General features: G+C 62.3%; 12 protein-coding genes and 2 pseudogenes. 11 read left to right on the plus strand and 3 right to left on the minus strand.

Features of this window, described 5'->3' with window-relative positions:
* The first annotated feature begins 88 nt into the window (after positions 1-88).
* The 7 genes from K359_RS0150055 to K359_RS0150085 all read left to right on the plus strand — a co-directional run bounded on the left by K359_RS0150055 (position 89) and on the right by K359_RS0150085 (position 8,109).
* A complete protein-coding gene (locus K359_RS0150055) occupies positions 89-1,759 on the plus strand; it encodes an aromatic/alkene/methane monooxygenase hydroxylase/oxygenase subunit alpha (RefSeq protein WP_029085592.1) in 1,671 nt (556 codons plus the stop codon).
* A gap of 95 nt (positions 1,760-1,854) precedes the next feature.
* Positions 1,855-2,898, plus strand: a complete 1,044-nt coding sequence (locus K359_RS0150060) for a 2Fe-2S iron-sulfur cluster-binding protein (RefSeq protein WP_029085593.1) — start codon at positions 1,855-1,857, stop codon at positions 2,896-2,898.
* Between the two features lie 49 nt (positions 2,899-2,947).
* On the plus strand, positions 2,948-4,051 hold the full coding sequence (locus K359_RS0150065; RefSeq protein ID WP_029085594.1) for an aromatic/alkene monooxygenase hydroxylase subunit beta: 1,104 nt from the start codon (positions 2,948-2,950) through the stop codon (positions 4,049-4,051).
* Between the two features lie 44 nt (positions 4,052-4,095).
* Positions 4,096-4,452: an MmoB/DmpM family protein gene (locus K359_RS0150070; RefSeq protein ID WP_029085595.1), complete on the plus strand. Its 357-nt coding sequence runs from the start codon at positions 4,096-4,098 to the stop codon at positions 4,450-4,452.
* Between the two features lie 112 nt (positions 4,453-4,564).
* Entirely contained in the window at positions 4,565-5,608 is a 1,044-nt protein-coding gene (locus tag K359_RS0150075) for an amidohydrolase family protein (protein WP_029085596.1), read from the plus strand.
* Positions 5,609-5,613: 5 nt separating this feature from the next.
* Complete coding sequence (locus tag K359_RS56890; protein ID WP_051346891.1) at positions 5,614-6,402, plus strand: iron-sulfur cluster assembly protein; 789 nt, start codon at positions 5,614-5,616, stop codon at positions 6,400-6,402.
* Positions 6,403-6,480: 78 nt separating this feature from the next.
* Complete coding sequence (locus K359_RS0150085) at positions 6,481-8,109, plus strand: molecular chaperone GroEL (protein ID WP_029085597.1); 1,629 nt, start codon at positions 6,481-6,483, stop codon at positions 8,107-8,109.
* A 96-nt stretch (positions 8,110-8,205) separates the two neighbouring features.
* Here K359_RS0150085 and K359_RS66715 read toward each other — a convergent pair.
* The 3 genes and pseudogenes from K359_RS66715 to lipA form a co-directional block, all read right to left on the minus strand.
* A pseudogene (locus K359_RS66715) lies at positions 8,206-9,087 on the minus strand (sigma 54-interacting transcriptional regulator); the annotation flags it as partial.
* A 507-nt stretch (positions 9,088-9,594) separates the two neighbouring features.
* A pseudogene (locus K359_RS66720) lies at positions 9,595-10,188 on the minus strand (GAF domain-containing protein); the annotation flags it as partial.
* Positions 10,189-10,641: 453 nt separating this feature from the next.
* Complete coding sequence (gene lipA, locus K359_RS0150095; RefSeq protein ID WP_029085599.1) at positions 10,642-11,610, minus strand: lipoyl synthase; 969 nt, start codon at positions 11,608-11,610, stop codon at positions 10,642-10,644.
* Positions 11,611-12,252: 642 nt separating this feature from the next.
* Between lipA and aceE the strand changes: the two genes are divergently transcribed.
* Genes aceE through K359_RS0150115 form a run of 4 tightly spaced genes read left to right on the plus strand, consistent with a single transcriptional unit; the run spans position 12,253 to position 19,673 of the window.
* A complete protein-coding gene (gene aceE / locus K359_RS0150100) occupies positions 12,253-14,934 on the plus strand; it encodes a pyruvate dehydrogenase (acetyl-transferring), homodimeric type (protein ID WP_029085600.1) in 2,682 nt (893 codons plus the stop codon).
* A gap of 24 nt (positions 14,935-14,958) precedes the next feature.
* The gene (aceF, locus tag K359_RS0150105) at positions 14,959-16,527 is read left to right on the plus strand and encodes a dihydrolipoyllysine-residue acetyltransferase (protein WP_029085601.1); all 1,569 of its coding nucleotides are present in this window, start codon (positions 14,959-14,961) and stop codon (positions 16,525-16,527) included.
* A gap of 17 nt (positions 16,528-16,544) precedes the next feature.
* Positions 16,545-18,290 (plus strand): dihydrolipoyl dehydrogenase, encoded by a 1,746-nt coding sequence (gene lpdA, locus K359_RS0150110; RefSeq protein ID WP_029085602.1) that lies wholly within the window; start codon positions 16,545-16,547, stop codon positions 18,288-18,290.
* A gap of 48 nt (positions 18,291-18,338) precedes the next feature.
* Complete coding sequence (locus K359_RS0150115; protein WP_029085603.1) at positions 18,339-19,673, plus strand: dicarboxylate/amino acid:cation symporter; 1,335 nt, start codon at positions 18,339-18,341, stop codon at positions 19,671-19,673.
* The last annotated feature ends 19 nt before the right edge of the window (positions 19,674-19,692 follow it).

The raw sequence follows: 19,692 nt of genomic DNA on the forward strand, positions 1-19,692 counted from the left end.
GAGAATTTCAACAGTGCGAACCAGGGGTTTTGACCTGGGATCAAAAGCGAGAATGCCGGAAGCAACGCAACGTTCAAAGGAGCTGGAAATGACTGCAAGTCTGACACTGAACAAGATAACCGCGCAGAAAGGCATCAGCATCGCTGATGCGGCCAACCGTGTCGCGGACCTTGGCTGGACGCCAAGCTACGTGCAGGAAGCGATGACCTTCCCGACCGACTACAAGATATCGAAGACGCCGCGCGATCCGATGAAGCAGGTCCTGCGATCGTATTTCCCGATGCAGGAAGAAAAGGACAACCGCGTCTATGGCGCGCTGGATGCGGCGTTGCGCGGCGACATGTTCCGCAATGTCGAGCCGCGATGGGTCGAGTGGATGAAGCTGTTCCTGGCGATCATCCCGTTCCCGGAGATCTCGGCGGCGCGTTCGATGGCGATGGTCGGGCGGCTGGCCCCGGGCGAGGAATTGCGCACCGGCTTCACCATGCAGATGGTCGATGAGTTCCGTCACTCGACGATCCAGATGAACCTCAAGAAGTGGTACATGGAGAACTACATCGACCCGGCGGGGTTCGATATCACGGAAGCCGCGTTCGGCAAGTGCTATGCGACCACGATCGGCCGCCAGTTCGCCGAGGGTTTCCTGACCGGTGATGCAATCACCGCGGCCAACGTCTATCTAACGGTCGTCGCGGAAACCGCCTTCACCAATACGCTGTTCGTGGCGATGCCGTCAGAAGCCGCCCGCAACGGCGACTATGCGTTGCCGACGGTGTTCCTGTCGGTTCAGTCGGACGAATCCCGCCATATCGGCAACGGTCACTCGATGCTGATGGCGATGATCAACGATCCGTCGAACCATCAGTTGCTGGAGCGCGACCTGAAGTACGCCTTCTGGCAGAATCACGCGATTGTCGATGCCGCGATCGGGACGTTCATCGAGTACGGCACGACCAACCGCGACAAGAACAAGGAGTCCTACGCCGAGCTGTGGCATCGCTGGATCTACGAAGATTATTACCGGACCTACATGTTGCCGCTCGAGAAGTACGGCATCAAGATCCATCACGATGACGTCGCCGCCGCCTGGGATCGGATCGTCAAGAAGAACTATGTCCACAAGACCGCGCAGTTCTTCACGGTCGGCTGGTCGGTGAACTTCTGGCGCATCGAGGCTCAGACCGAGCGGGACTTCGAGTGGTTCGAGCACAAATATCCGGGCTGGTACGCCGAATTCGGCGACTTCTGGAAGTGGCACGCAAAGCTCAGCGTACCCGGCGAAACCAACATCCTCTTCAACAGCGAAGTGGGCTACTCATACCCGCATCGGTGCTGGAGCTGCATGGTTCCGTGCCTGATCCGTGAAGACTTCGTCTGCGACGAGGTCGACGGCAAGATCTACACCTATTGCTCGGAAGGCTGCCGTTGGACCCACAAGGTGGCGTTCGCCGCTGAATACGAGGGGCGGGCGACGCCGGCCATGGGCCGCTTCAGCGGTCGCCGTGAATGGGAAGATTGCTATCACGGCTGGGATGTCGCCGATGCGATCAAGGATCTCGGTTTTGTCCGGCCTGACGGCAAGACCATGATCGCGCAACCGCATCTGCGCTTCGACGCCAAGGACATGTGGACGCTCGATCACGTGCGCGGACACACGCTTGGCAGTCCGCTGCGTGGCTTCAGGGCACTTTCGCCCGCCGAACGCGAGATCGCGACGGCCGAATATCGCAAGGGCTTCAAGATCAATGCCTGCAACTAAATGACGACGGGAGGGGCCGCTCCTTGCGGTCCCTCTTGCCGGGGTCGGCAAGCGCTTTGCCGATCGTTCTGTTCAACTGCCATGACAAGGCCCCGATGATGACGGACGTGCGGATTCACAAGGTTCGTTTCGAGCCAGTGGGTATCGAGATGGAAGTGGAGGAGGGCGAGACCGTCCTTGACGCCGCGTTTCGTCAGGGCATCTCGCTGATGCACGGCTGCAAGGAAGGCCAGTGCGGCAGCTGCAAATCGAAACTCGTCGACGGCGACATCGAACTGCTGAAGTACTCGACCTTCGCCTTGCCGGACTACGAGAGCGAGACCGGACATGTGCTGTTGTGCCGTACGCACGTCTACAGCGATATCAGTGTCGAACTGCTCAATTATGACGAAGACCTGCTCAGCCGTTCGATCGCGGTGAAGGCATTTGCCGGCCGCGTGGCTGCGATCCACGCGCTGACGTCGGACATCAGATTGCTGGAGATCGAGATCGAGCGGCCGATGAAGTTCTGGGCCGGCCAGTATGTAGATCTGACGCTTCAGGATGGCACCATTACCCGCGCCTTTTCGATGGCGAACCCGCCCAGCGAGAGCACCCATCTCCGCTTCATCATCAAGAAATATCCGAACGGGGCGTTTTCGTCCCAGCTTGACGGGAAATTGGGCGTCGATGACGCCGTGACCGCCAAGGGGCCGTATGGCACCTGCTTCCGGCGTGAAGAGCGCCCGGGTCCGATGCTGCTGATCGGCGGCGGCTCGGGGATGTCGCCGCTGTGGTCGATCCTGGCCGATCACATCGGGAGCGGGGAGCGGAGGCCGGTGCGGTTTTTTTACGGAGCCCGCACGCGCGCCGATCTGTTCTACCTCGAGGAGCTGGCAGCTATCGCGGCGCGGCTCGACGACTTCAAATTCGTGCCGGCGCTGTCGCACGCGGAGGCGGATGACGGCTGGGACGGCGAGACCGGGTTGATCCACGAGGTCGTGCTGCGCCATCTGCGCGAGGAGAAACTCAGCGGCGCCATCGACGCGTACGCGTGCGGGCCGACTCCGATGATCGACGCCGTGTTGCCCGTCCTGCAAATGAGCGGGGTCGAGCCTGACCACATCTACTTCGACAAGTTTACGCCGGCGGTGCGATGACGGCGTTCAAAAGTTCGTCGCAGAACAGAATGGCAAAAGGGAGTGAGCAATGAGCGCGCAAGCAAGCAGAGCAGCAGCGACCAAGCCGGCAGCAATCGTCAAGTCCGGGGCGGCGGGGGCCGCGGTTTTCCCGGGCTCCGACAGTCGCAAGTACAACTACTTCGAACCCAAGGGCCGCAAGGCGACCCACTACGAGGACATGACGGTCGACGTTCAACCGGATCCGGAGCGCTATCTGCTGCAGGACTGGATCATCTCCTTCCCGGACGGAACGCCGACCTATTCCAAGGATTGGACGGCTGCGAAGAGTTCGAACTGGCACAAGTTCCGCGCCGTCGACCAGGAATGGGAGCGCACGCACTATCAGCGCCAGTCGACGATCTGCGGCATGGTGCAGAACACCATCGAGAATGGCCGGAAATCGGGAGCGCCAACCCGCTTCGATCCAGCCTGGGTGAAGAGTTTGCAGAACCATCTCGGCGCCTACAAGCATGCCGAGTTCGGTCTAGGCACCTCCACGATGCAGGCGCAGCGCTATGGTTACACGCAGATGGTCAACAATGCGATCCTGACCAACTCGTCCTACAAGCTTCGCTTCGCGCAGGACATTACTCTCTATCTGAGCGAAATCGGCCTCGACCTTCTAGGCTTCGACATTGCCGCCGGCAAGAAGCACTGGCTGGAAGATCCGATTTGGCAGGGCGTGCGCAAGTCGGTTGAGTCGGTGATGGGTTCAAACGACTATCTGGAGCAGTATTTTGCGACCAATGTGGTGTTCGAGCCGCTTATCGGAGAACTCTTCCGTTCTGGCTTCCTGATGCAGGCGGCATCTGCGCAGAACGACTTCATCACTCCGGCTGTCGTCTCCGCCGCGGAAGCCGACTATGAGCGCAATCTCGCCAACACCGTCGAGCTGTTCCACATCCTCGGCACCGATCCGACCAACGCGGCGCAGAACCTTGCGTTGTTCAACAAATGGTTGGCCAGGCATGCCGATCTCGCGCTCGATGCGGCCAGTCATCTGCAGCCGATCTGGTCGCAGCCGCGTGTCAAGGTCGCGGCTTTCGCCGACGCGCTGGCGCACGCGAAGAATCGCATCAGGGGCATCGCTGCCGAGCTTGGCCTGACGGTTCCGGCAAATCTCGCGTCGTAACCAATACTGCTTCACGTCTTCACTCAATTCTTCAGGAGATCGACATGCTGCACGAGAATGACAACATCTTCAAATCGATGAAAGACATCACGTTCGAGGACACGGTGTCGCATCAATGCGGGGTCACCATGAACGACAGTGTCGAGGCGCGCGCCATTGCCGAGGTCATGAGCCGTCACGACCACATCAAGGTGACGTACATGCCGGCGATGATTCGTATCGATGGCGACGGCAAGATGGAATTCAAGATGGACGAGATTTCGGAAGAGCTCGGCCGGGTCATGACCCCGCATCTTTTCGAGATCTCGACCTCGACGCATTACGGCCGCATGGTGATGACGGATGACAACACCGTCATGCTGTTCGGCGACATGAACGAGATGATGAAATACATCGTCTGACGGCCGCCTGCGAACAAACCCTGGCCGGCGCGAACGCCGGCCCGGCTCATTCGACGACATCAATCGCGCGCCTCATAACAATACGCCATCCAGCGGGATCGGGAGAAACGCCATGTACAGGACAGCCAAGGGTGAAGAGATATTTGTCATCGATGGGCATACGCATTTTTGGGATGGAAGTCCCGCAAACCAGAAGAACATCCACGGCAAGCAGTTCATCGACTGCTTCTACGCCTACCACTCGAACCTGAGCCCGCCCTCGGAGAAATGGGAGAAGGAGAAGTTCGAGAAATACGATGCCAAGACAATGTTCGACGACCTGTTCGTCACCGGCTATGACGACATGGCGATCCTGCAACCGACCTACCTCACCGATTTCTACAAGAGTGGTTTCAACACCACTGAACGAAATTCGGCGATGAAGAAGAGCCATCCGGATCGCTTCATCCTGAACGGCGCGTTCGATCCGCGTGACGGCACCAAGGGCCTGGAAGCTCTTCATGCGCTGTCCGAGAAGCACAAACTCAAGGGCGTCAAGCTCTACACCGCGGAATGGCGCGGCGAATCGAAGGGCTACAAGCTGACCGACAAGGCGTCCTACCAGTATCTCGAGGCCGCGCAGAAGCTTAGCATCAAGAACATCCACGTCCATAAGGGGCCGACGATCATCCCGCTCAACCGGGATGCGTTCGATGTGGCCGACATCGATGATGTCGCGACCTCGTTCCAGGACCTGAATTTCATCGTCGAGCATTGCGGCTTGCCGCGGCTTGACGATTTCTGCTGGATCGCGACCCAGGAGACCAACGTTTATGCGGGTCTCGCGGTGGCGCTGCCCTTCATCCATTCGCGGCCGGGTTATTTCGCCCATGTGATTTCGGAACTGTTGTTCTGGGTTGGACCGGACAAGATCCTCTACGGGAGCGATTACGGCATCTGGACGCCGAAATGGCTGATCGACAAGTTCATGGCATTCGAGATCCCGGCCGACGTCACCAAGGAGACCGGTTCGGTATTGTCGATGGAGACCAAGACCAAGATTCTCGGCCTCAACGCCGCCCGCATCTACGGCATCGATGTCGAGGCGCAGAAGAAGAAGATCCGGGCCGGCGGCGGTTATGCCCACTTGCCCGAAGCCGTTCACGCGCCGAGGTGACGGTCATGAAGTGTGGCGTTGAGGGGAGGGAGCGGCCGAGAAGCCGCTCGTCAGATGACAAGCAGTCCCAGATATGGGCCTGCTTGCAGGGCGTGATGGATCCGGAACTCGACGAGTCCGTCACCGAGTTGAATTTCGTGACCAAGGCCGACGTCGACTCGAAGGACCACGTCCACATCGAGTTTCGCTTGCCGACCTATTGGTGCGCTGCCAATTTCTCATTCCTGATGGCAGACGACATGCGCCGGGCCGTCAGCGCGTTGGACTGGGTCAAGGGCGTCAGCGTGGTCTTGGGTGAGCACATGTATGCCGACAAGATCAATGCGGGCCTCGCCCTGGGACGCTCGTTCCAGGAAACGTTTGGCGCCGAGGCCGATGGCAGCCTCGATGATCTGCGTCAGACATTCCTCGTCAAGGCGTTCCAGCGCCGGCAGGTTGCATTGCTCAGCCACCTCGTTGCGCTGGGGCAGTCGCCAACAGAGATCGTGAGCTTGACATTGAGGGAGCTGGGTTGCCTGCCGCTCGACGATGCAGGTGAGAGTCTGATTCAGCGCTATCTCGAGCGGCGTGCCGTCGTAGGCCCGACAGGCGGCGATGAGCCTGCCTTTGTCGACGCGAACGGAACACGGCTTAGCGCCGACAGCCTTGCCGGATACGTATCGAATCTACGGCGCGTCGGCATCAATGCCGAATTCAACGGCGCGCTGTGCCGTGGCCTGCTTGCTGCGCGGTTCGACCTCGAGACGCCGTTCGTACCGAAATCGAGGACGATGCCGGCGTCGCCGGGTACGTAACAGGGGCCGTGATGCCGGTGCGCAGCATCGATAACCAGTCCAGACCAGACGACCTCAAGGCAAAGTCGGGGATTTAGAATGCCGAAGATCATGTTGCACGATGAAGCTGCGCGGGCCGCGCTGGGCCGGGGCGTCGCCAAGCTCGCCAAGGCGGTACGCGGGACGCTGGGTCCGAAGGGCATGAACGCGATCATGGACCGACCGATCGGCACGCCGATCGTGTCGCGCGATGGCGTCAGCATTGCCAGCGAAATCGAACTTGAATGCCCGTTTGAAAATATGGGCGCGCAGGTGTTGCGCGAGGTTTCGGCGCGAACCAATGAGGTGGCGGGGGACGGCACCACCACGGCCACCGTGCTCGCCGATGTTCTTGTGCAGGAAGGCCTGAAATGCCTGGCGGCCGGCGCCAATCCGGTCGAGCTGGTTGAAGGGCTGGAACTGGCGGTTACCGAGACCATCACGGCGTTACGACGGTCGGCGAGACCGCTGCAGGGGCCTGCCGGCCTGCGGGCTGTTGCGAGCATTGCCGCCAACGACACAGCGCTTGGCGACATGGTGGGCGAAGCCTTCGAGCGCGCCGGCAATCACGGAATCGTCGCGGTGGAATTCGGCAACACGGTCGAGACGACGCTGGAAATCGTTGAAGGCATGGCCTTCGATCGCGGCTATCTTTCACACCACATGGTCACCGATGTCGAGAAAATGCAGGTGGTTCTCGACAATCCGTTCATCGTGATGACCGATCTCAAGATCCAGGCCGGGGAGCAACTCGCTGGAGTGATCTCGCTCATCGAGAAGAGCGGGCGACCTTTGCTGATCATCGCCGAGGAAGTGGCGCCATCGGTCATCATGCAATTGCTGGCGCGTCGGGAGAAATCCAATTTCAAGGTCGCCGCGATTCACCCGCCGGAGTTCGGCCATTGGCGCAAGGCGATGCTCGAGGATATTGCGATCACGACCGGAGGGCGCGTCATCTCGGCTGATCTGGGCGGAAGGCTCGAGAAGGCGGAACTGCACGACCTTGGGTCCGCGCGCCAGGTGCGCATTTCCGCCTCGAAGACCCTGATCACGGCGGGAGGCGGCGATCAGAAGACCATCGCGGCGCGACGCGAACAGGTGTTGCGCCAGTACGATGCCGCTCCCGAAAATATCGAGCGGGACAAGTTCCAGGAGCGCATCGCAAAACTGTCCGGCGGCACGGCGATGATTCTCGCCGGCGGCGCGACGCCGGTCGAGCAAAAACGCCGGACCCAGTTGATCGAGGATGCCATCAACGCGACCCGCGCCGCGCTCGAAGAAGGCATTGTGCCGGGTGGCGGAGTGGCTTTGCTCAGGATCGCTGCAAGGCTCGACGAATTGATCAATCGTCTGGACGGAGGCGCCAGGCAGGGCGCTGAGCTGCTGCAACGCGCGCTCAGTCGACCGCTTTTCTACATTGCCGCCAATGCCGGCCTGAACGGAGAGGCGGAGGTTGCGAAAGTTGCCAAGGCCAGGAATGGCCACGGGCTCGACGTGCGCAATGGCTCGGCGGTCGATCTTGTCGAAGCTGGCATCATCGACCCGGTCAAGGTTTGCTACAGCGCGGTTCGCAATGCGGCATCGGTGGCCGGACTGATCCTGACGACGCAGACCTTGATCGCCAAGAAGCCGGATGATTACGATCCGACCTCTGGCCCGGCCCGAGGTGGCGGTGCTGAGCTGCTTTGAACGGAACGGATCATCGGTTCGAAATGACCGGCGCTCCGTCCATAGCCGGGCATGCTGCGATACTCGCAGCATCCGGTGGTTCGAGGCACTATGGCATCACTCGGGCTTCTTCTGCCCGAGAGCGCGATAGATGGTGTTTCTTGAGACGCCGAGACGTCGCGCGGTTTCGCTGACGTTTCCGGCGGTCTCGGCATAGACAACAAGGATTCGCGCGCGATGGATGTCGTGGAGTGATCCGGACTCCGTTTCAGGTGGGTGAACGATGTTCTCCGCGCTTGCCTCGTTGATGGATCCGTCCGCAGCGGCAAGGCTGAATTGCGCCAGAACGTTGCGGAGCTCGCGGACGTTGCCAGGCCAGGGACGTGCGGCGAGATGCGCAATGTCCGTCGGCGTGATTTCGCAATTCGGGTCGATCGTATTGAGCAGATGGCGAACGATGGCATCAAAGTCGTTACGATCCCGGAGTCGCGGCAGAGTGACCTCGAGCGTATTGAGACGATAGAGCAGGTCGGATCGGAACCGGCCTTCGGCGATGGCCTTGTCCAACCTGGCGTTGGTGGCGGAGATCAGAAAGACATCGACCTTCGATCTGACGCCGCCGACCGGGCGCACGGTCCAGTCGTCGAGCAGGCGCAGCAGCACCGCCTGCAGCGCGACGGGCATGTCGCCGATCTCGTCAAGGAACAGCGTGCCGCCGTCGGCCTCCCTGACCAGTCCAATCGCGCCGCCGCGCCGCGCCCCGGTGAATGCTCCCTCGGCATAGCCAAACAGCTCGCTCTCGATCAGGCTTTCCGGCAGGGCGGCGCAATTCACGGGGATGAACGCGCCAGTTCGCCCACTCGCCATATGGGCGTGGCGGGCAAGCTGCTCCTTGCCGGTTCCGGTCTCGCCGCGGATCAGGATGGGCATCTTGCGTACTGCCGCGGTCTCGACTTGACGGACGATGGCCCGGACCGCGGGGTCGCGCGCAACGAAGCCGGCGGCCGGGCTCTGAAGAGACCGTGGTTCCGGCCTTGAATCCTTTCGGGCAGAAGATGAGCTCGCGGTCTCGCGGCCTTCAGATTCGGATCTCGATTTCTGGAGGTCGCGGTGCGTGATCAACTGACGTCGTCGCGCATGCAGCACCACGATGGCGCCGATGCCGGAGCGTTCGTTCTCGACGAAGTTGACGCTCGCGTTGGGAAGCAGCTCCTTCAACCTGCTCGGCCACTCATCGAAGGGAACCGTCTTCAAAAAGCGGGTCGGCGCGTCGTTGTGAATGCCGTGGCGATCATGCTGGAGTCCGTTCAGGGCACGCTCGGTGGCGTGGAGGATCATGCCACGACGATCAAGCACGATGCATTCATCGTTCGCCCATTGCGATCTCTTGGCGAGAAAGCGGCAAAGCAACTCCTCATGTTCCTGTCGGACCGATTGGGCGAGGACGCTTTCCACGTGATGGCCGACCGCGACGGCCAAAGCCAGGCTCTGCGGATTGAAGGTGCTTGCAGGACCCGAGATATCGACCACGCCAAGCAGTTCGCCATCGGTCGGGTCATGAACCGGGACGGCAGCGCAGGTCCACCGCTGCACCTCCGAGCAGAAATGCTCTGTACCGTGAATTTGGACGGGTTTCGATTCCGCTATCGCGGCGCCAATCGCGTTGGTGCCGATGTCGGCCTCGCTCCAGCGACCTCCGTGTTCGAGATGGACTGCGCGGCCGGCGTCAATGACCCTGTCGTCACCCTGCGTATCGATGATCAGCCCACTCGGATCGGTGAGGATCATGATCGAGTTTGCATCGCGCAAGAATGTTCTTGAATTCTCGAGCGCGCAGCGGGCGGCATGACGGAGCGACGCGTACTTGGAGCGATGGCGAAACAGCTCGGCGTCCGCGACGAGTGGCGCTCGCGCACGGTCGACGGTGACGTGATGGTTCCTGGATCGCTGCCACGACGCTGCTACCGATGATCTCAGGTCGGATGACAACGCTCCGCGCTCGACGAACTTCTCCCACGCCGCCAGCACTTCTCGTTGGTCCATCCCGGCTCCTCCGACGTGAAAGATGCCGGACCCGCTCATGACGGGCCCTGCGATCATTCACCTGAATGCGGGGGGTGCCTGCCGCAACTGCCGGTTCGCTCACGCAAAGTCCGACGGTAAGACCCTTCCAGGCCGCCGTGACGGCGCCTGAATCGAATTCCCTACCCGTCGCACCCGCAGTGAAGACGATCGCGCCTTCCGATCAAACAACCCTTCAGCGTCCCACGTCCCCAACGTCCCAGGCTTTTCTCCCAAGCCCGTTGACCAGATCAGCCTATACGTTTTGAATGGTTCTAGCAAAGGTGGCGATCGAGGTTCCGCTGGGCCGCGGCTCGACGTGTTCGAAAGTCCGGGCCAGGGCCCGCTGTAGTGCGGCGCAGCATCCAGGAAAAGGCGGTAGCGCTCCCCCCTACCAGAATTGTGCGCAAAGGCGCGCTGGGGCCTCGCCGCCGACCAGTTGGCGGGAATCCTTCCATCAAATCCGATGCGCCGCTCGATCGCAGCCAGTGGCTAGCGATGTCTGCGCTCACGTAACTTGCGGAAGTCGTCGCCCGCGTGGTGTGAGGAGCGCGTCAGCGGCGTGGCCGAGACCATCAGGAAGCCCTTGGCATACGCGGTCTTCTCATAGGCTTCGAATTCGTCAGGCGGCACGAAGCTGACGACGGGGTGGTGCTTGCGCGTCGGTTGGAGATACTGGCCGATGGTCAGGAAATCGACGTCGGCGGAGCGCAGATCGTCCATCAGTTGCAGCACCTCGCTGCGGTCTTCGCCGAGGCCGACCATGATCCCCGATTTGGTGAAGATCCGTGCGTCGAGCTCCTTCACGCGCTGTAGCAGCCGGACCGAATGGAAATAGCGCGCGCCCGGGCGCACCGTCAGATACTTCGACGGCACCGTCTCCAGATTGTGGTTGAACACGTCAGGGCTCGCCGCAACAACGATTTCGAGCGCGCCGCTCTTGCGCAGAAAATCCGGCGTGAGGATTTCGATCGACGTGCCGGGACTGGTTGCGCGAATGGCGGCAATCGTCGCAGCGAAATGGGCGGCGCCGCCGTCGGCCAGATCGTCGCGATCGACCGAGGTGACGACCACGTGCTCCAGTCCCAACTTGGCCACTGCTTCGGCGACCTTGCCCGGCTCATCAGCGTCGAGCGGACCGGGCAGGCCGGTGCGCACATTGCAGAAGGCGCAGGCGCGCGTGCAGGTGTCGCCCATGATCATGAAGGTCGCGTGCTTCTTCGTCCAGCATTCGCCGATGTTGGGACAACCGGCTTCCTCGCAGACGGTCACGAGTTTGTTCTCGCGCACGATGCGCCGCGTCTCGGCCCATTGGGCCGAGCCGGGCGCCTTCACGCGGATCCATGCGGGCTTGCTCTGCAGCGGTGTGTCGGGGCGGTTGGCCTTTTCGGGATGACGCGGCCTGTCGGCCCGCAGCTTCGTGCGCGGATCGTTGTTGAGGAGATCGAGTATCACTGTCATGCGCCCCAACCTCGTGATGTGCGAGAGCCGTCCATGCCAGCGACTCCGCTCAAACTGTACGACACGTTCCGAATTGCGCATGCCATCGTGCGGTGAGAACGCCGATGCGCGCTTCGTCGCAGACATTCAGTCATCGAGGCGAAGCTCGTCAACTTGAATTTGTCGTTCCGCGCTGCTGTCGGTTGGTGACCGCGTGCGGCCTGTGCGGGGACGCTCTCGCTCCGCGTGCGAAGGGCGGTTTGACGGCATCGCCCCCGATCTTCGGACGCCTCGACCAGCACAATCCGAGATTTCGGATGACCGCTCCGCCCGGTTTTCCGGAGCTTCAGACGGATCCGACCCCGATGCACTGGCGGGTCCGTTGGCCTACAGCGCAAAACCAAGCAAACTGAACGACATCCCCGCGATCGATCGTGCATTTTGCGGTCTGGCACGAATGCTGCTTGGGTACCTGCCAAAAGGAGCAACAGCTCCAGAACATACAGTGCGAGGGGACGTTCAGATGCCAACCAACATTCAGCTCACCACCTAACGCGACCGGAACATCGCCGGTTTTGCATTGCGCGCTTCCGCACGAACGCGGGTCGCAATGAACGCGGGCGTGCGACTTCGGCTTGGCATGCAATGGAGAAGGCAATGACGATGGCGGACGCTCACGATCAGGATCCGCAGGAAACCCGGGACTGGCTTGATGCCTTGTCGGCAGTCCAGGGGCATCGCGGCAATGAACGCGCCGAGTTCGTCGTCAATGCGATGCTCGAGGCGGCGCGCCGCGGCGGCCTTCAGATCGAGCAGTCGCTGACGACGCCCTATTGCAACACAATCCCGCTGGACCAGCAGCCGGCGCTGCCGGGCGATCGCGCGATCGAGCACAAGCTTCGCTCCATCATCCGCTGGAACGCCCTTGCGATCATTCTGCGCGCCAACAAGGAAAGCTCGGAGCTCGGCGGCCATATCGCGAGCTTCCAGTCGGCTGCCACACTCTATGACATCGGCTTTGGTCATTTCTGGCACGCGCCGACCGATGCCCATGGCGGCGACCTGATTTTCGTCCAGGGGCACTGCTCGCCCGGCATCTATGCGCGCGCCTTCCTTGAAGGGCGGTTGAGCGAGGAGCAGCTGCTCAGCTTCAGGCAGGAGACCAGCGGCAAGGGGCTGTCGAGCTATCCGCATCCCTGGTTGATGCCGGACTTCTGGCAGTTCCCGACGGTGTCGATGGGGCTCGGGCCCTTGATGGCGATCTATCAGGCGCGCTTCCTGAAGTATCTCGAGAACCGTAAGCTGGCCGATACGTCCAACCGCAAGGTCTGGGCGTTCATGGGCGACGGCGAAACCGACGAGCCGGAATCGCTCGGCGCGATCTCGCTCGCCGGCCGCGAGAACCTCGACAATCTGATCTTCGTCATCAACTGCAACCTTCAGCGGCTCGATGGACCCGTCCGTGGCAACGGCAAGATCGTGCAGGAGCTCGAAAGCATCTTCCGCGGTGCGGGCTGGAACGTCATCAAGGTGCTGTGGGGCTCGGGGTGGGACCGCCTGCTGCAAAAGGACAAGAGCGGGCTGCTGCTCAGGCTCATGGAAGAATGTGTCGACGGCGAATACCAGGACTTCAAGAGCAAGAGCGGCGCCTACATTCGCGAGCACTTCTTCGGCAAGTACGAGGAAACGAAACAGCTCGTCGCCGACATGAGCGACGACGATATCTGGCAGCTCGCGCGCGGCGGCCATGATCCCGAGAAGGTCTTTGCCGCTTACACCGCGGCCGTGAACCACAAGGGTCAGCCCACGGTCATTCTGCCGAAAACCGTTAAAGGCTACGGCATGGGCGAGTCCGGCGAAGGCCAGATGATCGCCCACCAGGCGAAGAAGATGACGCAGGACGCGCTACGCGGTTTTCGTGACCGCTTCCAGGTGCCGGTCTCCGACGCCGATTTGGCCAAGGTGCCTTTCCTCCGGCTGCCGGAAGATAGCCCGGAAATGAAGTATTTCCGGGCGCAGCGCGAAAAGCTCGGCGGCTACCTGCCGCAACGCCGGCGCAAATCAGCGTCCTTGCAAATTCCGCCGCTCTCGACGTTCCAGCGGCTGCTCGAAAACACGGGAGACCGCGAGATATCGACCACGATGGCGTTCGTGCAGTTGCTCGGCGCCCTCGTGCGCGACAAGGCGATCGGCAAGCACATCGTGCCGATCGTGCCGGACGAATCCCGCACCTTCGGCATGGAGGGTATGTTCCGGCAACTCGGCATCTATTCGTCGGTCGGCCAGCTCTACAGGCCGCAGGATGCCGACCAGCTGATGTATTACCGCGAGGACAAGAGCGGGCAGGTCTTCCAGGAAGGCATCAACGAAGGCGGCGCGATGTCGAGCTGGATCGTCGCGGCGACGTCCTACTCGACCAACAACGTGCCGATGATCCCGTTCTACATCTACTACTCGATGTTCGGCTTGCAGCGGGTCGGCGACCTCGCCTGGCTCGCGGGCGACATGCGCGCGCGCGGCTTCCTGCTCGGCGGAACGGCCGGCCGCACCACGCTGAACGGCGAAGGCCTGCAGCATGAGGACGGCCACAGCCACGTGCTCGCCGCCACCATCCCGAACTGCATCTCATACGATCCGACCTTTGCCTATGAGGTCGTGACCATCGTTCGCGAGGGCATGCGCCGCATGTATGAGGCGCAGGAGGACGTCTACTATTACATCACCCTGATGAACGAGAATTATCAGCACCCGGCGCTGGCTGACGCAGGCGAGGGCGTGGAGGAGGGAATTCTCAAAGGCCTCTATCTCCTGAAGAACGGCGGCGAGACCGCGAAGAAGGGACTTCGCGTGCAACTCGTCGGCTCGGGCACGATCCTGCGCGAGGTGATTGCGGCGGCCGATCTGCTCAAGGCGGACTTCGGCGTGACCGCGGACGTCTGGAGTGCAACCAGCTTCAACGAACTGCGTCGTGATGGCATGGCGGCGGAACGCTGGAACCTGCTGCATCCGACCGAGCCGCGCCGCAAGAGCTGGGTGGAAGCGCAGCTCGAGGGGCATCCGGGGCCGGTCGTGGCGTCGACCGACTACATGCGCAACTACCCCGACCAGATCCGGGAGTACGTGCAGGCGGCCGGCCGCCGCTACGTCGTGCTCGGCACCGACGGGTTCGGCCGCAGCGACTATCGCGTAAAACTCCGGAAATTCTTCGAGGTCGACCGCCACTATGTCGCCGTCGCGGCACTCAAGGCGCTCGCCGATGAGGGAACGATCAAGCCCGCAATCGTCGCCGAGGCCATCGCCAAATATCAGATCGATGCCGGGCGCGCCGCGCCGTGGACCGTGTGAGGCAGGGGAGCCGAGGGCAGAGCGATGAGTGGTCTGATCGACATCAAGGTTCCCGATATCGGTGACTTCAAGGAAGTCCCGGTCATCGAGGTCTTCGTCAAGCCGGGCGACAAGGTGAAGGCCGAGGATCCGCTGGTCGCGCTGGAGTCCGACAAGGCGACCATGGAGGTGCCGTCGCCGCGCGATGGCGTGGTGAAGGCAGTGGTCGTCAAGGTTGGCGACAAGGTCAGCGAAGGCGTGGTGATCGTGCAGTTCGAAGGCGCGGGCGCCGAGCAGGCCGAAACGCGCCCCGTCGTCAGCGCGCCGCCCTCGCCGGTCAGCGCGCCGGCGGGTATCGCCGAGGTCCGTGTCCCCGACATCGGCGACTTCAAGGACGTTCCGGTCATCGAGATTTTCGTCAAGCCCGGCGACAGCGTCAAAGCCGAGGACCCGCTGATCGCGCTCGAGTCGGACAAGGCGACAATGGAAGTGCCGGCGCCGCTCTCGGGCACCGTGCGCGAGATCAAGGTGAAGACCGGTGACAAGGTCAGCGAAGGCGCGATCATTCTCGTGCTTGCGACCAGCGATGCATCGGCTGCGGCCAGCCCTGCAGCGGCTGCGCCGGCAGCGGCAACGTCGGCACCCGCCGCCGCTGCCGTGGCGCAGGCCGGCGGGGTCGACGAGAAGGCCTTTGCGCTCGCCTATGCCGGCCCCGCCGTGCGCAAGCTGGCGCGCGAAATGGGCGTCGATCTCGGCAAGGTCAAGGGCTCGGGCAATCATGGTCGCATCCTGCGCGAGGATGTCGAGGCCTTTGCCAAGGGCGGAGCGCCCGCCGCCAAGCCGCAGGCTGCGGCAGCGAGCGGAGGCGGCGTCGGCGGCATCGACCTGCTGCCCTGGCCCAAGGTCGATTTCGCGAAATTCGGGCCGGTCGAGCGCAAGGAGCTCGGGCGTATCAAGAAGATTTCGGCCGCTAACCTGCACCGCAACTGGGTCGTCATTCCGCACGTCACGACCCATGACGAGGCCGATATCACCGATCTCGAGCAATTCCGGGTGAAGATGAACAAGGAGCTGGAGAAGAGCGGCGTGAAGCTCTCGCTCCTGCCCTTCATGGTGAAGGCGGCGGTCGCGACGCTGCACAAATTCCCGGAGTTCAATGCCAGTCTCGACGGCGACACGCTGGTCTACAAGAACTACTGGCACATCGGATTTGCCGCGGACACGCCGAACGGCCTGATGGTGCCGGTGATCCGCGATGCCGACAAGAAGTCGGTGCCGGAAATTGCCAACGAGATGAACGCACTCGCCAAGCTGGCGCGCGAGGGCAAGATCAAGCCGGACCAGATGCAGGGCGGCACCTTCTCGATCTCGTCGCTCGGCGGCATCGGCGGCATCTACTTCACGCCGATCATCAACGCGCCGGAAGTCGCGATCATGGGCGTGTGCAAGGGATACTGGAAGCAGCATTCGCCTGACGGCAAGACCTGGACCTCGCGCCTCACTCTGCCGCTGTCGCTGTCCTGGGATCACCGCGTCATCGACGGCGCGGCCGCCGCACGCTTCAACGTCTACTTCGCCAATGTGCTCGCCGATCTGCGGCGCGTGTTGTTCTGAGATCGGGGGAGAGCAGCATGGCTCAGCAGATCGAAGTGAAGGTGCCCGATATCGGCGACTTCAAGGACGTGGCCGTCATCGAGGTCCTGGTGAAGGCCGGTGAGACCGTCGCAGTTGATACCAGCCTGATCATGGTCGAGTCCGACAAGGCGTCGATGGAGATCCCGTCCTCGCACGCCGGCGTCGTCAAGGAAGTCAGGGTCAAGGTCGACGACAAGGTGAGCGAAGGGTCGACAATCCTCGTGCTGGAGACCGCAGGCGCCGCGGCCGCGCCGGCACCTGCGCCCACATCGCAGCCGGCGGCCGCTCCGCCGCCGGTTGCGCCCGCCGCCGCGTCCTATTCCGGCAAGGCGGAGATCGAATGCGACATGCTGGTGCTGGGCGCCGGTCCCGGCGGTTACTCGGCCGCCTTCCGCGCCGCTGATCTCGGCATGAATACCGTGCTGGTCGAGCGTTACGACACGCTCGGCGGCGTGTGTCTCAATGTCGGCTGTATCCCGAGCAAGGCGCTGCTGCATACGGCGTCCGTCGTCGACGAGGTGAAGCATCTCCCGGACCACGGGATTTCCTTTGGCGCGCCGCAGATCGACCTGGGCAAGCTGCGTGCCTTCAAGGACGGCGTGATCAAGAAGCTGACGGGCGGGCTCGCCGGGATGGCCAAGGCCCGCAAGGTCGAGGTGGTGACCGGCGTCGGCGTGTTCCTCGACTCGCATCATCTCGAGGTCGCCGTGGCGGGCGGCAAGAAGACCATCAGGTTCGCCAAGGCGATCATCGCCGCCGGCAGCCAGGCCGTGAAGCTGCCGTTCCTGCCCGAGGATCCGCGCATCGTCGATTCGACCGGCGCGCTGGAGCTTAAGTCGATCCCGAAGCGCATGCTGGTGATCGGCGGCGGCATCATCGGGCTCGAAATGGCGACAGTCTATTCGACCCTCGGGGTACGCATCGACGTCGTCGAGATGCTCGACGGACTGATGCAGGGCGCCGACCGTGACCTGGTGAAGGTCTGGGACAAGATGAACACGCATCGCTTCGACAAGGTGATGCTGAAGACCAAGACGGTCGGCGGGAAGGCGACCGAAGCCGGGATCGAGGTCAGCTTCGAAGGCGAGCAAGCACCCGCCGGGCCGCAGCTCTATGATCTTGTTCTGGTGTCGGTCGGCCGCAGCCCGAACGGCAAGAAGATCGGCGCCGCGAAGGCCGGTGTCGCGGTCACGGACCGCGGCTTCATCGACGTCGACCGGCAGATGCGCACCAACGTGGCGCACATTTTTGCGATCGGCGACGTCGTCGGGCAGCCGATGCTGGCGCACAAGGCTGTGCACGAAGGCCATGTGGCGGCAGAGGTCGCCCACGGCGAGAAGTCGTATTTCGATGCGCGACAGATTCCGTCCGTTGCCTACACCGATCCCGAAGTGGCCTGGGCCGGCAAGACCGAGGAGCAATGCAAGGCCGAGGGCATCAAGTTCGGCAAGGCGGTGTTTCCCTGGGCGGCGTCCGGCCGGGCTATCGCCAACGGACGCGATGAGGGCTTCACCAAGCTGCTGTTCGACACGGCGACCCATCGCGTCATCGGCGGCGGGATCGTCGGCACCCATGCGGGCGATCTCATCAGCGAGGTCTGCCTTGCGATCGAGATGGGGTGCGAGCCTGCGGATATCGGCAAGACCATTCATCCGCACCCGACGCTCGGCGAGTCCATAGGCATGGCGGCGGAGGTCTTCGAAGGCCACTGCACCGATCTGCCGCCACAGAAGAAGAAATGACGTTTGCCTGCCGATACGCAGGCACAGAGAGATCAGGGAGAAGACACAATGTCTGCAGCGACCACTGCGACGTCCGGAACGTTGCCTGTCACGCTGAAGAAGCCGTTTTACCGGATTCTGTACGTTCAGGTGCTCGCGGCGATCGTGCTCGGCGTCATTGTCGGCTGGCTCTGGCCTGATCTCGCCAAGAACGACTGGATCAAGGCGATGGGCGACGGCTTCGTCAAACTAATCAAGATGGCCATTGCGCCGATCATCTTCTGCACGGTCGTCTCCGGCATCGCCCACATTTCCGAAGTGAAGAAAGTGGGCCGCGTCGCGATCAAGTCGCTGGTCTATTTCGAGGTCGTCTCGACCTTTGCGCTGGCGCTGGGCCTGATCGTCGCCAACGTGCTGCGGCCGGGAGCGGGCTTCCAGGGCCAGTCGAACGCCGCGGCGGTCGCCGGCTATGCCAAGCAGGCGAGCGAGATGAAGTCAGTGGACTTCGTCCTGCACATCATTCCGGACACCGTGGTCGGAGCGTTCGCCCAGGGCGAGATCCTGCAGGTGCTGCTGTTCGCCATCCTGTTCGGCTTCGCGCTGATGGGGCTCGGCGAACGAGCCCACACGGTCCGCTCGATGATCGATGACGTCGCGCACGCGATGTTCGGCGTGATCTCGATCGTCGTCAAGGTCGCGCCGATCGGCGCCTTTGGCGCCATGGCCTACACGATCGGCCGCTACGGGCCGCAGGCGCTCGGCAATCTCGCCGGCCTGATCGCGACCTTCTATCTCACCGCGCTGCTGTTCGTGGTCGTCGGGCTCGGCATCATCGCCCGCATCGCCGGCTTCTCGATCTTCAAGTTCCTCAAATACATCAAGGACGAGCTGCTGATCGTGCTCGGCACGTCATCCTCGGAGAGCGCGCTTCCGCAGCTGATGGAAAAGCTGGAGCGTCTCGGTTGCTCCAAATCTGTCGTCGGTCTCGTCGTGCCAACCGGCTACTCTTTCAACCTCGACGGCACCAACATCTACATGACCCTGGCGACGCTGTTCATTGCCCAGGCGATGAATGTCGATCTCAGCTTCGGCGAGCAGATCACGATCCTCATCGTTGCCATGCTGACGTCGAAGGGCGCCTCCGGAATCACCGGCGCCGGCTTCATCACGCTCGCCGGAACGCTCGCGGCTGTCAGGCCCGAGCTGCTTCCCGGCATGGCGATCGTGCTCGGCATCGACAAGTTCATGAGCGAATGCCGGGCACTGACCAACCTGTGCGGCAACGGTGTCGCTTGCGTCGTCGTGGCGTGGTGGGAAGGCGAACTCGACCGCGAGAAGCTGCGTGCCGGGCTCGATCGCGACATCGATCCGCGCGACATCGAAGTCGCCGTAACGACAGGCTAGCGAATACGGAAGGTGGTCG

The organism is Bradyrhizobium sp. th-b2 (assembly GCF_000426785.1).
In the GTDB taxonomy this organism is placed as follows: domain Bacteria; phylum Pseudomonadota; class Alphaproteobacteria; order Rhizobiales; family Xanthobacteraceae; genus Bradyrhizobium; species Bradyrhizobium septentrionale.